Source organism: Desulforamulus putei DSM 12395, from assembly GCF_900129195.1.
Lineage (GTDB): Bacteria > Bacillota > Desulfotomaculia > Desulfotomaculales > Desulfotomaculaceae > Desulfotomaculum > Desulfotomaculum putei.
The window spans coordinates 24,717-37,967 of sequence record NZ_FQUY01000016.1; the positions used below are offsets into that span (position 1 = coordinate 24,717).

The 13,251-nt window shown below is 45.0% G+C and carries 15 protein-coding genes and 2 pseudogenes; 3 read left to right on the forward strand and 14 right to left on the reverse strand.

The features are described 5' to 3' along the window. Positions 1 to 4: 4 nt before the first annotated feature. The 6 genes and pseudogenes from BUB67_RS10695 to BUB67_RS10715 all read right to left on the reverse strand — a co-directional run bounded on the left by BUB67_RS10695 (position 5) and on the right by BUB67_RS10715 (position 4,684). Positions 5 to 475: a VanZ family protein gene (locus BUB67_RS10695; protein ID WP_073239423.1), complete on the reverse strand. Its 471-nt coding sequence runs from the start codon at positions 473 to 475 to the stop codon at positions 5 to 7. Between the two features lie 219 nt (positions 476 to 694). Continuing rightward, complete coding sequence (locus tag BUB67_RS16210; RefSeq protein WP_143157059.1) at positions 695 to 874, reverse strand: hypothetical protein; 180 nt, start codon at positions 872 to 874, stop codon at positions 695 to 697. Continuing rightward, positions 852 to 2,516 carry a long-chain-fatty-acid--CoA ligase gene (locus BUB67_RS10700; RefSeq protein WP_073239424.1) on the reverse strand — a complete coding sequence of 555 codons (1,665 nt, stop codon included), beginning with the start codon at positions 2,514 to 2,516 and terminating at the stop codon, positions 852 to 854. The genes BUB67_RS16210 and BUB67_RS10700 overlap by 23 nt, the downstream gene beginning before the upstream one ends. Positions 2,517 to 2,652: 136 nt before the next feature. After that, on the reverse strand, positions 2,653 to 3,069 hold the full coding sequence (locus tag BUB67_RS10705) for an RrF2 family transcriptional regulator (protein ID WP_073239425.1): 417 nt from the start codon (positions 3,067 to 3,069) through the stop codon (positions 2,653 to 2,655). 178 nt (positions 3,070 to 3,247) lie between these two features. Continuing rightward, positions 3,248 to 3,421: pseudogene (locus BUB67_RS10710) on the reverse strand (DsrE/DsrF/DrsH-like family protein); the annotation flags it as partial. 96 nt (positions 3,422 to 3,517) lie between these two features. Next, entirely contained in the window at positions 3,518 to 4,684 is a 1,167-nt protein-coding gene (locus tag BUB67_RS10715) for a sensor histidine kinase (RefSeq protein WP_073239426.1), read from the reverse strand. Between the two features lie 515 nt (positions 4,685 to 5,199). Between BUB67_RS10715 and BUB67_RS17235 the strand changes: the two are divergent. Further along, positions 5,200 to 5,277 (forward strand): annotated as a pseudogene (locus tag BUB67_RS17235) (NADH-ubiquinone oxidoreductase-F iron-sulfur binding region domain-containing protein); the annotation flags it as partial. A gap of 107 nt (positions 5,278 to 5,384) precedes the next feature. On the opposite strand, the gene BUB67_RS10720 reads toward BUB67_RS17235, so the two are convergent. The 3 genes from BUB67_RS10720 to BUB67_RS10730 form a co-directional block, all read right to left on the reverse strand. Further along, positions 5,385 to 5,648, reverse strand: coding sequence for a TFIIB-type zinc ribbon-containing protein (locus BUB67_RS10720; protein WP_073239427.1), 264 nt, complete (start codon positions 5,646 to 5,648; stop codon positions 5,385 to 5,387). 419 nt (positions 5,649 to 6,067) lie between these two features. Further along, a complete protein-coding gene (locus tag BUB67_RS10725) occupies positions 6,068 to 6,337 on the reverse strand; it encodes a TSUP family transporter (protein ID WP_238457023.1) in 270 nt (89 codons plus the stop codon). Positions 6,338 to 6,378: 41 nt separating this feature from the next. Continuing rightward, positions 6,379 to 7,071 carry a GntR family transcriptional regulator gene (locus tag BUB67_RS10730; protein ID WP_073239428.1) on the reverse strand — a complete coding sequence of 231 codons (693 nt, stop codon included), beginning with the start codon at positions 7,069 to 7,071 and terminating at the stop codon, positions 6,379 to 6,381. Positions 7,072 to 7,295: 224 nt separating this feature from the next. Between BUB67_RS10730 and BUB67_RS10735 the strand changes: the two genes are divergently transcribed. Then, positions 7,296 to 7,517: a hypothetical protein gene (locus BUB67_RS10735; RefSeq protein ID WP_143157060.1), complete on the forward strand. Its 222-nt coding sequence runs from the start codon at positions 7,296 to 7,298 to the stop codon at positions 7,515 to 7,517. 322 nt (positions 7,518 to 7,839) lie between these two features. Here the strand turns inward: BUB67_RS10735 and BUB67_RS10740 are convergent, their stop codons facing one another. Next, complete coding sequence (locus tag BUB67_RS10740) at positions 7,840 to 8,190, reverse strand: hypothetical protein (protein ID WP_073239429.1); 351 nt, start codon at positions 8,188 to 8,190, stop codon at positions 7,840 to 7,842. 77 nt (positions 8,191 to 8,267) lie between these two features. Between BUB67_RS10740 and BUB67_RS10745 the strand changes: the two genes are divergently transcribed. Next, the gene (locus tag BUB67_RS10745; RefSeq protein ID WP_238457024.1) at positions 8,268 to 9,209 is read left to right on the forward strand and encodes an iron-containing alcohol dehydrogenase; all 942 of its coding nucleotides are present in this window, start codon (positions 8,268 to 8,270) and stop codon (positions 9,207 to 9,209) included. Positions 9,210 to 9,680: 471 nt separating this feature from the next. Here BUB67_RS10745 and BUB67_RS10755 read toward each other — a convergent pair whose 3' ends face one another. The 4 genes from BUB67_RS10755 to BUB67_RS10770 form a co-directional block, all read right to left on the reverse strand. After that, a complete protein-coding gene (locus tag BUB67_RS10755) occupies positions 9,681 to 9,917 on the reverse strand; it encodes a hypothetical protein (RefSeq protein ID WP_073239431.1) in 237 nt (78 codons plus the stop codon). 1 nt (position 9,918) lies between these two features. Next, positions 9,919 to 10,293, reverse strand: a complete 375-nt coding sequence (locus tag BUB67_RS10760; RefSeq protein WP_073239432.1) for a hypothetical protein — start codon at positions 10,291 to 10,293, stop codon at positions 9,919 to 9,921. 800 nt (positions 10,294 to 11,093) lie between these two features. Further along, positions 11,094 to 11,636 (reverse strand): N-acetyltransferase, encoded by a 543-nt coding sequence (locus BUB67_RS10765; RefSeq protein ID WP_073239433.1) that lies wholly within the window; start codon positions 11,634 to 11,636, stop codon positions 11,094 to 11,096. Positions 11,637 to 11,678: 42 nt separating this feature from the next. Further along, positions 11,679 to 12,737 carry a site-specific integrase gene (locus BUB67_RS10770; RefSeq protein ID WP_073239434.1) on the reverse strand — a complete coding sequence of 353 codons (1,059 nt, stop codon included), beginning with the start codon at positions 12,735 to 12,737 and terminating at the stop codon, positions 11,679 to 11,681. Positions 12,738 to 13,251: the final 514 nt, after the last annotated feature.

Sequence of the window (13,251 nt, forward strand, 5' to 3'; positions counted from 1 at the left end):
AAACTCACCTTTCTTCTTTCTTTTCTTGTTGTTTCCCCGGCGGTGCAAAGGTACGGGTCACCCAAAAAAGAAAACGGGTGATTTTTGCGTATGGATTGCGGAAATAGGTTTCTCTTACTACATACCAAACGAAGGCGATGCCGGTCACATCTTTGATTATATCTGTAACCGAGGCGGACCTGGAAGGGATAAAGGACTGGTGAAACTCGTCCAAAAGGGCATAGGCCACCGAGATGATTACCGCCAGCTTGTTCCCTGCGGGGGTCAGTTCACCCCGGGTCAGCAGGGCCAGGACCAGCAGCCCGTACAAGATGGCAAATTCCACCAGGTGCAGGCTTTCCTTAATCAAAGAATCGTAAAAACCCAGATCTACAACGGAATGACTGGGCCGGCTCGATAAAAACCAGATGAACGCCATATAGGCCAGGGGTAAAATTTGAATACCTGAACGGACAACCTTTCGCCGGAAAGACATTGGGTGACTCCTATGTTAATTATTCTTTTAAATTTTATTTCCACAAATTATTGAATAGTCCTTTAGGCATAAGGGGCTTTTTTACAGGTGTTTCCTTGTACAACCACCTTCCAGGGGGTCCATCGGGGTCATGCGTGAGGTGCAGTAAACCTGTGTTCCTGCAGCCCTGAAGCCGGTCAATACATAAGGAGCAGTCAATATGCTGCTCCTTTTCCATGCTTAACAGGTATTTTTTAACCACCGGCTCGTAGTATACACCGGTTCATCAAGTTCGGCAGCCATCCGGTGGAGTTTTTCAACGGAGGAATGAACCTCTTCCATGGCGGCAGTCTGATCAGGCAAACGCTTTTCCAACAGCGCTTTTAGTGACCCTGTTTTATCTTTGTTTTTCCTCTTCAACCAAAACCCGGCGCAGAATTTTGCCTACTGAGGACTTGGGAAGCTCGGCACGAAATTCAACCTGTTTGGGCACCTTGTACTGGGCCAAATAACGGCGGCAGAATTTAATGATATCTTCCCGCCTGGCTTCCGCACCCTCTTTCAAAACAACAAAGGCCTTGAGGACTTCCCCCCGATGACGATCTTTAAGGCCGATGACCGCAGCTTCTTTCACAGCGGGATGCTCATAGAGGACTTCCTCCACTTCCCTGGGGTATACATTATAACCCATACTGATGACCATGTCTTTCTTACGATCGACAATATAAGTAAAACCGCTCTCATCCATGCGGGCAATGTCTCCGGTATATAACCAGCCGTCCCGCAGCACCTTTGACGTTTCTTCAGGCATGTTCCAGTAGCCCTTCATCACCTGGGGCCCCTTCACACATAATTCTCCCACTTCTCCCGGCGGCAGTTCCCTGGTCCCGGTTTCCAGGTCCATAATTTTGATCTCGGTATTGGGCATGGGAAGCCCTATGGAACCGCTGATTCGATAGCCCGCCACAGGGTTGCAGTGGGTGACAGGAGATGCCTCGGTTAAACCATAACCCTCCACCAGCTTGGCCCCGGTAAGGGCTTCAAACTGCTGCTGCACCTCGGCAGGCAGCGGCGCCCCGCCGGACACGCAGCAACGGATGGAAGACAGGTCGTACTTCTTCACCTCCGGGTGGGAGATCACGGCTACATACAGGGAGGGTACCCCCTGGAACACGGTGGGACGGTATTGTTGAATCTGTTTCAGTAAATTCATTGCCTCTAGGCGGGGAATCAGGATCATGGCGGCGGCCAGGTATACGGATAGGTTCATACAGGTGGTCATGGCAAATACATGAAAGAAGGGCAGGACACAGAAGAACCTCTCCTTCCCCTCCTCACAGATGTTCAGCCAGGCCCTGGTTTGCATCACGTTGCTAGATAAGTTTTTATGGGTTAACATGGCCCCCTTTATAACACCCGTAGTCCCCCCGGTATATTGGAGCAAAGCCAGGTCCTTTTCCACCTCCAGTTCCACTCGGGGCGGGGTAGGCAGGTGCTGCTGCAGCAGTTGTTCAAATCGAAAGACGCCCCGGGTTCCGGGCTCGTGCCCTTGACTTGTTTCCTGAGAGGAACCGGGCAAATGCAGCGGTAGGGACAGGTAGTCCTGGAAACCGGTTGAAATGACCCTTTTAACCGAGGTTTCAGGCAGGACGTTGATTACTTTTTGCTGGAGTTGGTCCAGGCAAATGATGGTTTCCGCCCCGGAGTCTTTTAATAGGTAAGAGAGTTCCCGCTCCGTAAACAGCGGGTTCACCATCACTCCCACCGCTCCCAGGCAGGCCACCGCATAGTAAGAAATGACAATTTGCGGGCAGTTAGGCAGCATGAAGACCACCCGGTCCCCTTTTTTGATTCCCAGGCTGTGCAGAGCCATGGCAAACCGATCCACCCTTTCTTTTAGTTGGCGATAGGTAAGCTCGTGGTTGAGAAAAAGGATGGCCTGGTTATCAGGATATTTATGGGCGGCCTGTTCAAGCAAGCAATACAAAGAAACATTGGGAAGATCCATTTGAGTAGATATACCCTCCGGGTAATACTTGTGCCAAAGTTGATCTTTAGTCATCCTTAACCCCCCTGGGGACTAAAATTATGAAAGATCTCCTAAAATGAAAAGCCTTCAAGAATTTTTCCTTGAAGGTTTCTTTAAGAACGGAGGTTTTCCCTTTTCAAGTTTTCCCTGAAATAAAAATTTTTTACCTTTATTTATCAGTACAAGCACGGAGGTCTGCAAAGTTATAGCTTGCCAGTTCTCTGTTCAGCGTCTGCTGAATAGAAAAAAGGGCCTTGTGCAGGGGGCACCTGGCAGCGAAGTTTTTACTGCATTCCTCCGGCGCCACCAAGCATCGATTAACCACCAACGGTCCCTCCACCGCTTCCACAACGTCCTTCATGGTGATCTCTCCGGGATCCCTGGCCAGGGCATAACCCCCGCTGACCCCCCGGTATGATTCCACAATGCCGGCTGCAGTAAGCAGTCGGAGAATTTTCAGCAGGAACCGGATGGGGATCCTCTCCTGTTCTGCAATAAGTTTAGCTTCCGCCAATTGTCCCTTGGGCAACTGGGACAGATATAAAACCGCGCGAAAGGCATAATCTGTGGCCTGGTTTAGCCTCATCCTGAACAACCCTCTTTCATATTAAAATACACCTGTTAAGTGTACTTTTGCTTACTATAACGGACCCACCAAAAGAAAGTCAAGCAGCACCTTTAAATTCAAGTTGGGGACGGTTCTTGACTTGAATTCCATTATATGGAATTCAAGTCAAGAACCGTCCCCAACTTGAATTTGTGTTTTAAATGAACAGGTTGACGTTGGATTGTTCGGCTTCTCCCAGGTACATGGCTGCACCGCCGATTTCCACCCCGTCGATGAGTTCCGCGGGCTTGATGCCCATGACGTCCATGGACATCTGGCAGGCCACCAGCTTGACGCCGTTTTCTTTCGCTAACTGAATGAGTTCTTCCAAGTCACCGGCCGGCCCATGGCCGCCGTCCGTTGGCGATGATAAAGGCCGCCATGGCTTTGTCCAATTCAAAGCGGCAAATCAAAAAAGTGACACTTTCTATTCATCGGACAAATGCAAGGGATAACTGGCGATAAACGTTGTTCCCTTTTCTTCATTCACCACAAAGGAGATGGTTCCTTTAAGATAACGCTCGGTCAGGAGCTTCATACTATAGGTTCCCAGGCCCCTGCCGCTGCCCTTGGTGGAGAAGGATCTTTGGAAAACCTGCAGCTGCACCTCCCTCGACATGGCCAGAGGATTGTTCACCCAAAACTGAACCCGCCTCTCCTTTTTCATGACCCCGAGGGTGACGGTGTCTCCGGTTTTGGAAGCTTCCAGGGCATTTTTAACCATATTCCCCAGCACCCTCTTTAACAGGACCGGGTCAGTCACAAAGGACACGTTTTCAGTGGCTTCGTCTACCTTGAGGAAAATACCCCTGGCCGCCGGGTGGTTGGATAGTTGATGAATGATATAGTTTAATAGCTCGCCGGATTCCACCGGTTCCCTGTTAACCCTTAATTCATTGTTTTCGGCGCTAACCAGGTCCCGCTGTTCCAGTATTTCCTCAATTAACGAAGCAGATACTTCCTCCAGGTCTTGCAAGAGTTCCTTTACTTTGGCAGGGTCTTTGGTATGGCCCAATAACTCAACCACACCGCGGAGACTGCCTGCGGTATTCAGGATATCGTGGAAAAAGATCCTTTCCAGGGCTCTCCTTCTTTTTTCATGGCTGATGTCCGTAACAAAAACAATGGTAAAATGCTGTCCTGCCAGTTCAAAGGGTTTGGCTGAAAAAAGCAAGTCCAGGGATACATATTCATCACCTTTTTTTACAATCAGCCGGCATTCCCGGGCAGCTTCTTTACCGCTCTGGCTGGTCAGAATGGCCAGCGCCGCACCGCATGTACTGCAGTTTTCACTGGTGCCGCAGCCGGGTTCGTTTTTCCGGGCATGAATGCAGTTTAAAACCTCCCCTGGCCTAGCCCCCAGGATCTGGCTTGTATCATGAATATTTAACAGGTCCAGAAGAGCCTGGTTGCCATAAACAACCTGCCTGTATTCATTTAAAATCATAATTACATTGGGAAATGCATTAAAAACATTGTGCAGGTCATGAAACTTTGCCACAGCCTGGGATTGCGCCAGGACCCTGTCCAGGGCTAACCTTTCTGCCGGGGCAAAATGGGTATAGGTGTTTTCAAACAACAACATATTACTCATGCGCCGCCCGCACCCCCTAATACATTAGAATATTTCAGCATAAAAAGGGAATATTCCTTTCCGCTTGCCCTAAGCAAGCAAATCATTTTTTTGGTTTTTTACAGTGGAACCTTTTTTGACACCTTTCCATACTATGGAGCAAAGGGCAAATAATGGCGCCCCTTATCATTAAGGAAAGGAGGATGCTTCATGGGCGGTTACGGTTATTACAACAACTTTGCCTTCATTATTTTCCTGGTGCTGATCCTGCTATTCTTCGGTGACGGTTTCTATGGCGGCTACAACAAATAAGAATAACCCAACATTAAATTCGTCCGGGTTTTGCCCGGGCGTTTCATTTTGTATGATCTGTCTCTTTTGGGACAAGCTAAGAGTTAGCCAGTGTCGGAGGTGATATGGATTGCATGTGCAGGACCCCGAGAGAATAGAAAATTTCACCGGCTTGATAAAGTGCTGGAAAACTACGGACGGGATCCGGAACAGCTGATCCGCGTGCTGTGGAACGGATCACCTAGGGCAATGGAGAAATGGAGGACCTGGATGAATTGGAGGAACTGGCCAAAGACATTAAAGATGCTTCCCTGTGCGGCCTGTCCCACCGCCTCTTTGTTTAACGTTTTTTAAACAACCCATATTTTTAGTGTAATCCAAGAAAAAAAGCCGGAATCCGGCTTTTAGATGGTTATATACCTCAACAAAATTAATCAAAAATGTCTTCCAAAATACTAAACAGGCTATGCTTCTTCTTATAATGCTTGTATCCATGGTGATGGTCGTGGTGTTTGTGGTGATCGTAATACTTGTATAGTTCATCATATTCCACCATGGCATGCCTGGCCTCATGCATTATCTTTTCCAGTTCCCCATGATCCAGCCAAACCCCACGACACCGGGGACATACATCAATAACGACCCCTTCTTTAACAGCCTGACGCATCTCTATTTCGCACTTGGGACAAAACATGAAACATACCTCCTTATGATTAGTATACCCAAAAGATGGCAATCTCCATGCGCCGCAGCAACCTGTTCGTCGTAAACCCCTGCAATATGATAAATATGATTTTGCCTATAGAAAATAAAAAGGCAACGATTACATGTTGTGTCATGAATTCGTTGCCGTTATGTTATTTTCTATATGAAATGATAAATCCCTGCCAGAGCGGCTCCATGATACACGTTTTTCTTAATTCTGCAAAAAATACTCTTCTTTACATGGTTTTACACCATTCGACTTATCCACATAAAAGGTCGCTTTTCCACAGAGTTATCCACATCTTATCCACGATACCGGTGTTCGCAGCGGGCCTTTAGACCTATACAAAAAAGTCTTAGATAGGTAACCGATCCTAGTCTTAGTCTAACAATATACTTTACGGTGCCCTAGGCCCCGCATAATCCGATTTTTAAATTGATCAGCAAGCCTCCTGAAGCATTTATGGGGTAAAAATATCCCTTATTCTTAAAATAACCAATGGCCACCAGGCTCTGCACCATCAACGCAACACGGTTGGTGCCGTTTGCCACGGCCGACGGTAAGCCTAGAAAGATTAAAGCAGGCATGGCAATTAAAGAACCCCCGCCTCCTACCACATTAACAAACCCGGCGGCAATTCCCGCCACAAAGATAATGAAAAACTCCAGTGGTGTCAAAAGAAACCCTCCCCCTTAACATGATCAAAAAACAGACTGCCCTATGCCTGCCCCATCTTACAGGCCACTTCGCTGAAATAGGCCCGTCGAGAATTATCGATGTGCTCCCTGGCAATCCGTTCCGCCAGGCTGCCGTCCCGCATTTTAATGGCCTCCACCAGAAGTCTGTGTTCCTGGGTGGCTTCCTCGATACGCCCGGGGTGGCAATACCCAACCCTGGTATACCTATTAATATGTTCAACCAGGGAGGTAATCATGGCATACAGCCGTTGACTATCCGCCGCTTGATAAATCACATCGTTAAACTGCTGGTGCGCCTTTTCCAAGCTTTCCAAATCGCCTCCGGAAGCATACCCTTCGATATCTTCCATCAGGCCAACCAGCTGCTGCAGCTGCTCCGGCTTTATTTTCTCCGCCGCCATGCGGGCGGCCAAACCCTCCAGCACCGCCCTTATACGGTAGATCTCCAGGACCTCCAGATCGCTAACCCGGGCCACCACCGTGCCGCCCCGCGGCAGGTGAGCCACCAACCCCTCCAGTTCCAGCATGCGAATAGCTTCCCGCACGGGGGTCCGGCTGACCCTCAGGATATCTGCCAGTTTTCGCTCGACTAAACGCTCTCCCGGTTTTAAGCGGCCCTCCAGGATGGCCTGCCTCAGCTGCCGGTAAACCTTGTCTCTTACCTGGGGTTGCGGGTCGGCTTCCACCGGCATCAGATCATATTCTTCTGTCATCTTCCTCCTCCTTATATGGTATACCGGTATACCATTTCTGCTTTTATGCTAAGTGTTACATAAAATGTCCGCAAATGCCATTGGTGCGAAAAAACATAAATTCCCTCTGCTATTTGGCTTTTTATTAACCAATCCTGGACCGTTCTTAATTTTTTCTTGAAGCCAAAAATTCCAGTCAAAAGTGTCATTGTTTTATGGAAAGTTAATTAGACCGTTGCTTTCTCTTGGTCTTTCCTGTAAAGGATACAACCATTGCTTCGCTGCTGGCAGCCTTTGTCACCATCCCCTCAGCCTTTGCCTTTAATGGTGTGGAACGGGCACGTGCCCAGGTCAATAAAGGCGCGGCTAAGCCACTGGGGCCCTGGTGGGGTTTTCTGGCCAAATATATCTTTACCGGCGTAGCCCTGTTTATCTTGGTTATGGGTATTGTTTTGGGAGGCATTTAGTTATGTTGATTAAGACCGGGATAAGGAGGTGATCAAATGCCCAAAGAGAAAAACACTACTCTAAAGACCAAAAGGGAAAATAAAGAATTAAAGTTTGAATTAGACACCCAATCCAGCAGGTATTAAAAGGGTGATTATGCCAGCATGTCCGACGGCATAGTACCCTAACGGAGTTATCGGATTAATTAAGGCCACCGGATTTTATCTTGGTGGCCTTTCATTACTGGTATAATTTTGCCAAACACTTGGCATCGATACATGATAAATAGACACAGCTTAGCAGGTGGAATATTACTTTCAATATCAAATTGTTTCAGGTAACTTATCCTGCTATTAGCTTTTTAAGATTGTAAATATCTTTGTCATGCTGATGGGTTTTATAGTCTATGTAATCTACTTCCTTCTGGATCATGTCAAGCTGTTCTTTTATCTTTTTAACATCTGTTAATAGTTCCGTAGAGGCTACTTCCAATCTTTGGAACCGTTCCTCCATAGTCTTTTCCATGTTATCCAATCTGGATTCCATGTTTCCCATCCTGGATTCCATGTTATCCATTTTGGATTCCATATTTTTCATTCTGGATTCAAAGTTTCCCATCATGGATTCCATGTTTTCCATTCGGTTATCCATCTGTTCTAACTTGGCTAAAATTTGTTCCCATATTTTTTCCATTAATCCCCACCCCTTTCAAATATTATACTTAAGGAACGGGATTTGTTCCAGCATTAAAACTAAGGTTTCTGCTTCCCTTGTTTAGGAATATTCACCGGCGTCCGCAGGTTTGGGCTACGGAGGGATTTTCTTATAACAGCCAATCTATAGGTATGTGGGTCAAATATGAGTATCCAAATCTTACCTGGGACGAAGTTTTTGGGGAACTCCCACCCTTACGTCAAAAGGCTCGCTTTATTGCCATTGCTACCACCAGTGGCACCGGTTCGGAAGTTACATGTGCCGCGGTAATTACAAACCGCAGCGTTGAGCCTCATGTTAAAAATGTTATTGCCGGTAACGAAATTACCCCTGACATTGCTATTACTGATCCGGAGTTAGCTTCTAACATGCCTCCTAAAGTCACAGCGGCTACCGGTATGGACGTACTAACTCATGCCATAGAATCATATACCTCGATTGCTGCCACAGAAATTGATAAGGCAATTGCTATACGCGCCATTCAAATGGTCTTTAGGAGTTTACCCAAGGCCTATGCCGATGGTCGCAACAAAGCAGCTAGGGAAGATATGCATACCGCCTCTTTAATGGCAGGGATGGCCTTTACGAATTCGTTCCTAGGCATAGTTCACAGTTTAGCGCACCAGTTAGGATCCCAATATGGTATTCCTCATGGTTTAGCTAATTCTTTAATGTTACCCTATGTCATAGAGTATAACTCAATTGCGGTTTCCGAATTGTATGCAGAAATCGCCAGTGCATTGAAAATTGACTTTGAAAATAACAGGGATGCTGTTAATAAACTTGTACAGGCCATTTATCAATTACAAACTGATATCGGCCAACCCCATACAATTAAGGACGCTGGAGTAGATGAAAAAACTTTCTTTGACAGACTAGAAATAACTGCTCAAAATGCACTGAACGACATTTGTACGTACTGCAACCCAAGAGTACCTAATATTCAAGATATGAAGAATCTTTATACTACCGCTTATTACGGAAAGGATTCAAAATAACATCGTCACGAGGCCACTGTGAAACGGTGGCCTCTTAATATTTTGCTTAAAAGCTGCCCCCAGCACATGGCAAACAGCCGGCTGGCGGTGGCATTACCAATCTTATCCGCCAGTGTATCGGTGTCTCTTCATCATGTTTTCGAACCGCCGTTATCCTCGGCCATAATGTTGACTAACATTGGATAGCGCCTTGTTATTTAAAAATTGCATAGAAATCTATCCTATAGCTGCAGGGCAGATATTTTTATTTTTTCGCACCCCCGCAATAGCGCCGGCCGGTGAGTCCGCTGCCACTAAAAATAAAAAGCCGCCGAACATATGTCCGGTCGACTTTAAATTTATTGTAATGCAGATATTTCCAGTTGTCACACGTAGGCGGTTAAATTGGTTTAAGATGGTCATATTTCTGAAGCGGGCGGTCTTAAGTAAATTTTTCTTTGGCAAACCAACAAAAAACAGGGTTGCCTCCGCTTAACGTCTTGTTATTTTAGAAATAAACTCATCTACAGAATGATAGATACTGTAGTTGGTTAAGTTGCGGTGTGTCCGACGCAAGGTGGCAAAATCTTTGGCGCCATATACACCGATGCTGGCCCCTGGGACACTGGCTTTAATTCGTTTGTATGCATCCTTCACTTCCTGGGAAGAAGCGATTTCTAGAAGGCCGGTACTGCCTTGACATTTGGAATATAGATATAGTCTGGACATATCAAATCTCCTCCCGATTCTGCTGCTGAAACGCCTTTTCATAAAGATAATCTACATATGACTTCAAGCTGTGGCCCACGGGGTGAGCGGGGATTTGCTCCAGCCACTTCCGTAAAAGATCATCTTTGTACCAATTTCGTTCGATGGAATTATCCTCTTTGTACCGGAAGGTAAAATCTATGATTTGACTATGACCAGTCATGATTTTATCAATTTTCTCAGAATATTCCAGGGTGGAGAGGATAAATTCGTCCTTTAAACCTAGAATATCTTCTAAGGTTAAATCGGTTTTATCCTTTGTGTTTTTCATATTAAAGGGCAAGCCAAATTGCTGTATCATTAGAATATTGTCCCATATCTCTTTATATGGTAACAACCCGATCAAACCCTTTCAACAACATTCCAGCCATACTTTACCTTCATTTCTTGAGGGGCAATTATTGATTATGCCATTTAGAATTAAATAATTAACCTGAATCCGTGAAAATTACCTGAGTTACCTATTAATCAATCCATGGAAATATCAAAGGCTACACCAAAAACCGGCTTTAAGCTGCCAGGAGAGAAGGAACTGCCTCCTCAAGCCTTCATTGCTCTTGGAAGATGTAAAAATAAATATTCAATGGAAAGTAGCTTCAGAAACAGAACCTAGAACTTTTTCAAATTATAAATAATCTCTTGAAACTTCCACTATTTCACCCTGCTAAAAAATAAAGACTCCGCGCAATGTAAAGACATCATCGCGGAGTACGTTGAGCAGGTTAATGTGACCCGTGAAAAAGTAGAAGTTATATTTTAAAAAACTGTGAATATGGTGGTGGAGGCGGGCCTTGTGTCAATATATGCACAGCCAACACTACCACTTTTATATCTCTTTATTATAATGATCTACGACATTAAGGACTTTTTGGTTTAAACTAAAACCCAAGTTCTTTAATAATATAGATGTGACGACTCCCCGGACCAAAGTCCGAGGCTTCCCGGTTCATCCGGGTTGCTGCCGCAACCCGTCCCCGAAGGCCCCCGCCCGGGATCCTTAATATTAACGGTAGTCAACTATTGTACCGCGGATCTTTAACTAGCCTCCGTATTTTAAAATATACTATAATAGCACACCCAGTGAGGCAAAAAGTACAATGACTACCCGAAGTAAAACATCGTCTTCTTGCTAATTAACTACCAGAGATATTTAACCATGAAACCATCGCTTATTTTTTTATATCCAAGTTTTTGGTAGTGTCTCACCATTTTTTGCCGCATTTTTTTAAATTCCTCTGAATCATGATCTATTTCTAAAGGCCAGGGTTTTACAATCGCAATCTTGGCTTTATTTTTAAAATAATGTTCAATTCTTTCGGTAACTGCCGATGCTATTCCATTAGAGCGATATTGTTCTTTAACCGTTATTCGGTGCAAATAAAGGAAATTCGGAATATTATTTTTTCCAAAGTACACACTTAGAGCCTTATAAAGGTCATAATATTCCTGGTCAATATCATCTAAAATAGGAAATATATCTTCTCCGTTTTTAATTGCACTGTCATTATCAAAATAATCAAACTCAACTTCCCCAACTTCTACTAATTCTGGACTTTCTTCGGCGTCGGTTTCCCAATCGCTAAAAATAATTTTCCCGTAAAAAGATTGAAGATAATACGCTGGGAAGTCATTATTTAGTTCCATCTCGTGCGAAATTCGAACATTAATATCCTCTATCATTTTTAATCACCTTTCGTCAAAACTTTTAGAACCATTTCATGGTTATTTCTTTTTCTCCTTCCTCGGAACATACCGGTAAGTAACCTCCACCCTGTTATGCCCAAGATCCCGTGTTAACCTGAGCCTGGACACAACATCCACCACTTTTCTTAGTGGATTTTTACACATACGTCTGGCCTTTTGCTCTGATATTGAAAATTCTTCAGCAAGTCCCTGCCAATCCTTGGCTTTCACCAATTCATTTATTCTGCTTATATATTCCTTGTGCCGTTGGACGGCAAAGGTTTTTCGCATTCCGTGCAATCCACGACCACTAAAGCCACTTTTTTCCGCAATCGTCTTAATCTGTGAATAAATGGTTTGTTGATTTACGCCGGCAAAAATACCTCCATAGGAAGCTTCTTGAACTAATCTTTGCATAAGATTATGAAATTGTCCATCATATCTTACTTCCCTTACCTTCCCTCCCTTCTCAATTAATGTCACCGTCCTTTTTTGAAGATTAATACGCTCTGCGGTAATAGCCTTGCTAAAATCCCTATAGGTTTTATTCCCTTTTTTCAAAACGGTGCCAAAAATTGATTCGGCCCGGCAGCCGGTAGCCCGAATAAATTCTAAGGCATCCCCTGCTCTTGGGTTTATTTTCCTCAACTCCTGAATAAGCCGATCTGCCTCTTCCGGTGTATAGGCCGGCCCGCGCTGAACCGTAACATCCTCCCTGCTTCGGCGAGGTCGCTCAAACTCATCAATTTTCCAGGACACCCTGCCAAACCATTTATTTGTCATTTTCTCCAATTTTTCAAGGGCTGAAGAATATTGATGTACTGTTTCTGGCCTCCGGATCTGCTTTATCCTTTCAAGAAAATTCCGCACTTCTTCAGAAGTTACGGAACATATTTGAAATTTTGTTGTCCCCCTTCTCTCCGCTAGGTCTTTGGCAAACCGCATACAAGCCGCCCGGTAGAGGTCGTATGTTGCAGCCCCAGTTATAGCTGCGTCCAGCTGACCGGCTTTCTTTAATTCCTTTTTCTTTTGTCCAAAGCTCCTCGACATACTAAATAACTGGTCAATCTGCCGATATATGGTTTTAACCTTCGTCATGCTACACCATCCTTTTTGTTTATGTCCGGACAATGTCCGGGCAAAACATTTGGAAATTCCTTATATCCGGACATTGTCCGGACAATTTTTATCCTGTTTTAGTTTTGTTTTTCAGATTTGTCCGGAATGTGTCCGGACAAATTATTCTCCACAGTGTATTTCATTTCCAAATTTTTTAAAAAATACTATATCGTGTATTTTAAAATAGCTTATGTCCGGACATTTTCCGGACATTCATTACATGTTTCAGGTTTTATGTCCGGACAATATCCGGACATAAATTAATTTTTTCGTATAGCTGCCGCAGGATAAAGGTACCACTGCCAGGGTTTTGACTGCCCTTACCAGGGCAGAAATAAATTCCTCCTGATCATTTTTTTACCGACCAGCTTGCATTGCTGCCGCAATGCAAGCAGCACCTACCGGTGCTGTGGTACCCTGGGCTCCCGCCCAAGAGCTTAGCTTTGCTATTGCCTTGACACTACCGTTTCAAGGCAATAGCAAAGCTAAGGTT

What these genes read in the sequence shown, in the direction of transcription:
- BUB67_RS10720 (WP_073239427.1), bottom strand. Translation starts at nt 5,648, where the DNA reads ATGTTTTGTCCCAAGTGCGAAATAGAGATGCGTCAGGCTGTTAAAGAA.
- BUB67_RS10770 (WP_073239434.1), bottom strand. Translation starts at nt 12,737, where the DNA reads ATGACGAAGGTTAAAACCATATATCGGCAGATTGACCAGTTATTTAGT.
- BUB67_RS10740 (WP_073239429.1), bottom strand. Translation starts at nt 8,190, where the DNA reads ATGGAAAAAATATGGGAACAAATTTTAGCCAAGTTAGAACAGATGGAT.
- BUB67_RS10730 (WP_073239428.1), bottom strand. Translation starts at nt 7,071, where the DNA reads ATGACAGAAGAATATGATCTGATGCCGGTGGAAGCCGACCCGCAACCC.
- BUB67_RS10715 (WP_073239426.1), bottom strand. Translation starts at nt 4,684, where the DNA reads ATGAGTAATATGTTGTTGTTTGAAAACACCTATACCCATTTTGCCCCG.
- BUB67_RS10755 (WP_073239431.1), bottom strand. Translation starts at nt 9,917, where the DNA reads ATGTCCAGACTATATCTATATTCCAAATGTCAAGGCAGTACCGGCCTT.
- BUB67_RS10765 (WP_073239433.1), bottom strand. Translation starts at nt 11,636, where the DNA reads ATGATAGAGGATATTAATGTTCGAATTTCGCACGAGATGGAACTAAAT.
- BUB67_RS10700 (WP_073239424.1), bottom strand. Translation starts at nt 2,516, where the DNA reads ATGACTAAAGATCAACTTTGGCACAAGTATTACCCGGAGGGTATATCT.
- BUB67_RS10695 (WP_073239423.1), bottom strand. Translation starts at nt 475, where the DNA reads ATGTCTTTCCGGCGAAAGGTTGTCCGTTCAGGTATTCAAATTTTACCC.
- BUB67_RS10705 (WP_073239425.1), bottom strand. Translation starts at nt 3,069, where the DNA reads ATGAGGCTAAACCAGGCCACAGATTATGCCTTTCGCGCGGTTTTATAT.